Origin of the sequence: Synechococcus sp. WC101, from assembly GCF_047461555.1 — a bacterium.
Lineage (GTDB): Bacteria > Cyanobacteriota > Cyanobacteriia > Thermostichales > Thermostichaceae > Thermostichus.
This window is the reverse complement of record NZ_JANSHG010000233.1, coordinates 1-2,647: the sequence shown is the minus strand read 5'-3', so window position 1 is coordinate 2,647 and position 2,647 is coordinate 1. Positions and strand designations below refer to the sequence as shown.

At 58.5% G+C, this 2,647-nt stretch carries 2 protein-coding genes and 1 CRISPR repeat array; of the genes, one reads left to right on the top strand and one right to left on the bottom strand.

Annotated elements, in window-relative coordinates; genetic code table 11:
• Position 1 precedes the first annotated feature (1 nt).
• Positions 2-160, top strand: coding sequence for a ribose-5-phosphate isomerase A (locus NW809_RS11845; protein ID WP_414402226.1), 159 nt, complete (start codon positions 2-4; stop codon positions 158-160).
• Here the strand turns inward: NW809_RS11845 and pdxA are convergent.
• A complete protein-coding gene (gene pdxA, locus NW809_RS11840; RefSeq protein WP_414402225.1) occupies positions 117-1,166 on the bottom strand; it encodes a 4-hydroxythreonine-4-phosphate dehydrogenase PdxA in 1,050 nt (349 codons plus the stop codon). The genes NW809_RS11845 and pdxA overlap by 44 nt on opposite strands.
• Positions 1,167-1,176: 10 nt before the next feature.
• Positions 1,177-2,594: a CRISPR direct-repeat array (repeat unit 37 nt; unit sequence GTTTCCAATTTCTAGGGATCCCCCCGAAGGGGGAACC).
• Positions 2,595-2,647: the final 53 nt, after the last annotated feature.

Sequence of the window (2,647 nt, the reverse complement as noted above, 5' to 3'; positions counted from 1 at the left end):
CATCCTCGACTGCCAGTTTGGCCCCATTGCCGATCCAGCCAAGCTAGCTGAGCAACTCAAAGCAACGGTGGGGGTAGTGGAGCACGGCCTGTTTATCGGCATGGCCACGGAGGCCATTATCGCTGGCCCTGAAGGGATCGAGACGCTGCGGCGGCCGTAGGGGCCAGTTCGGCTGCCAGCAGGATTGCCTGCTTGAGGCTCTCGGCGCGGGCCACCCCCTGTCCAGCTATGTCAAAGGCGGTGCCGTGGTCGGGGGAGGTGCGAATAAAGGGCAGCCCCAGGGTTAGGTTGACGGCCCGGTCAAACGCCAGCAGCTTCACTGGGATCAGGCCTTGGTCGTGATAGAGGGCCAGGTAGGCGTCGGCCACGGCGGGAGACCCTTGACCATACCAGGCCTGGGCGGGCGCTAGCCACATGGTATCGGGGGGAAGCGGCCCCCAGATTTTGGCGTGGGGATAGGTTCTTAGCAGCTCCGCCAGCCACGTTTTCTCTTCCTGCCCAAGCTGCCCCTGCTCGCCAGCATGGGGGTTAAGGCCAGCCACAGCAATCACCGGATTGACAATCCCAAAGAGCTTACGCAGGGATCCAACCAGCAAGTCCAACTTCGCGCGCACCAGCTCCGGGGTAAGGGTGAGGGGCACCTGGCTCAGGGGGATGTGGGTGGTGGCCAGCAAAACCCGGATCTGCCAGCCGCTGTGGGGAGAACGGGCCACAAACAGCATGCCGTAGCGCTCGCTCCCGCTGAGCTGGGCCAGAACTTCTGTTTGGCCAGGGAAGGGGTAGCCCGCCTGGTGCCAGAGGTATTTGGCAATGGGAGCGGTCACGATCCCCTGGAACTGGCCCCGCAGCGCTTCTTCAATAGCTGTTTTCAGGTAGGCAAAGCTGGCCGCCCCGCTTGCGACATCCCCCCGGCCCACGCGCGACGGCTCTAGGTAGAAGCCGCTGCCGCCCTCCAGCACCGGGATCCCTGCCGGGTCGGCCAGGTCGGTTGCCCCTCGCTGGCGCAGAAGGCAGTAGGTAGCTTCCAAAACCTGCCGCTCGCCCACCACCGTTATCTGGGCGCAGGCCTGCACCTGGGGATCCGCCAGCGCCTTGAGCACAATCTCTGGCCCAATCCCCGCCGGATCTCCCAATGTCAGGGCTAGCTTCGGCAGCAGCAAGCTCATTTTCTATTTCTAGTCCAATTTCTAGGGATCCCCCCGAAGGGGGAACGAGATGAGTATGTCCAAATTACTCGAAGAGCTCTGCAACGTTTCCAATTTCTAGGGATCCCCCCGAAGGGGGAACTTCAAGGTGCTTCTCTCTGAAAGAGAGATTGAGTTTCCGTTTCCAATTTCTAGGGATCCCCCCGAAGGGGGAACAAGCTGCCTGAGGTGGTCATCCTCTCCGGCGGCTGCCGCGGGTTTCCAATTTCTAGGGATCCCCCCGAAGGGGGAACTTTATGTGCCCGATTTTGAATGGGCTAATAACCGCTAACTAATCGTTTCCAATTTCTAGGGATCCCCCCGAAGGGGGAACCATTGTAGTTGAGGGAGAGCTCCTGAAGTACCAGGGCGCGTATATGTTTCCAATTTCTAGGGATCCCCCCGAAGGGGGAACCATTCTTCTGTAGGTAGGGAATAGCATAAAAGGGGTAAGGTTTCCAATTTCTAGGGATCCCCCCGAAGGGGGAACCGTGAGGTTAGATCAGCCAATCGTCCCCTTCTTCCTCGCAGTTTCCAATTTCTAGGGATCCCCCCGAAGGGGGAACCTTCAAATTTTGTTCTTAGATATGCTCCACACCTAATTGTTTCCAATTTCTAGGGATCCCCCCGAAGGGGGAACCCTTCCTCGTTTGGATGCTACGCGTCATGAGTACACTCGTTTCCAATTTCTAGGGATCCCCCCGAAGGGGGAACCTGCTTAACGCCCTTTTCTCCGATCCCATCGAGATCCCCATGTTTCCAATTTCTAGGGATCCCCCCGAAGGGGGAACCTCTCTCGTTCGTTCCTGGCGGCCTGCGCCACGTTTCCAGTTTCCAATTTCTAGGGATCCCCCCGAAGGGGGAACTGCCCGCCTGACATCAGGGTAGTCGCCCCGCAGTCGCACCGTTTCCAATTTCTAGGGATCCCCCCGAAGGGGGAACCGGTGAACACTTGAGAACGCAGAACTAGTAGTAACAATCCTTGCGGGTTTCCAATTTCTAGGGATCCCCCCGAAGGGGGAACCACCGGTCAGAGCGCTCGCCGGACCTGCGGACCCGTTCCGTTTCCAATTTCTAGGGATCCCCCCGAAGGGGGAACCTTGGAGAGCCGTCAGCCGCCGAGTGGCTTCTGTGATGGCGTTTCCAATTTCTAGGGATCCCCCCGAAGGGGGAACCTTCAGCGAGGTCTCCTGCTGACGTTCGACCCGGATCGATGTTTCCAATTTCTAGGGATCCCCCCGAAGGGGGAACCCAGTAGCTATGCGTATAAACCTCCCTCCTTTGTCAAGAGTAAAGTTGTTTCCAATTTCTAGGGATCCCCCCGAAGGGGGAACCGACCAAGACCAGAAGGTACGGACGCGGTCGGACGTCTAGTTTCCAATTTCTAGGGATCCCCCCGAAGGGGGAACCCTTTCGTCTAGCTTGTCTAAGCTGAGCTTGTAAACGCTGCCTGTTTCCAATTT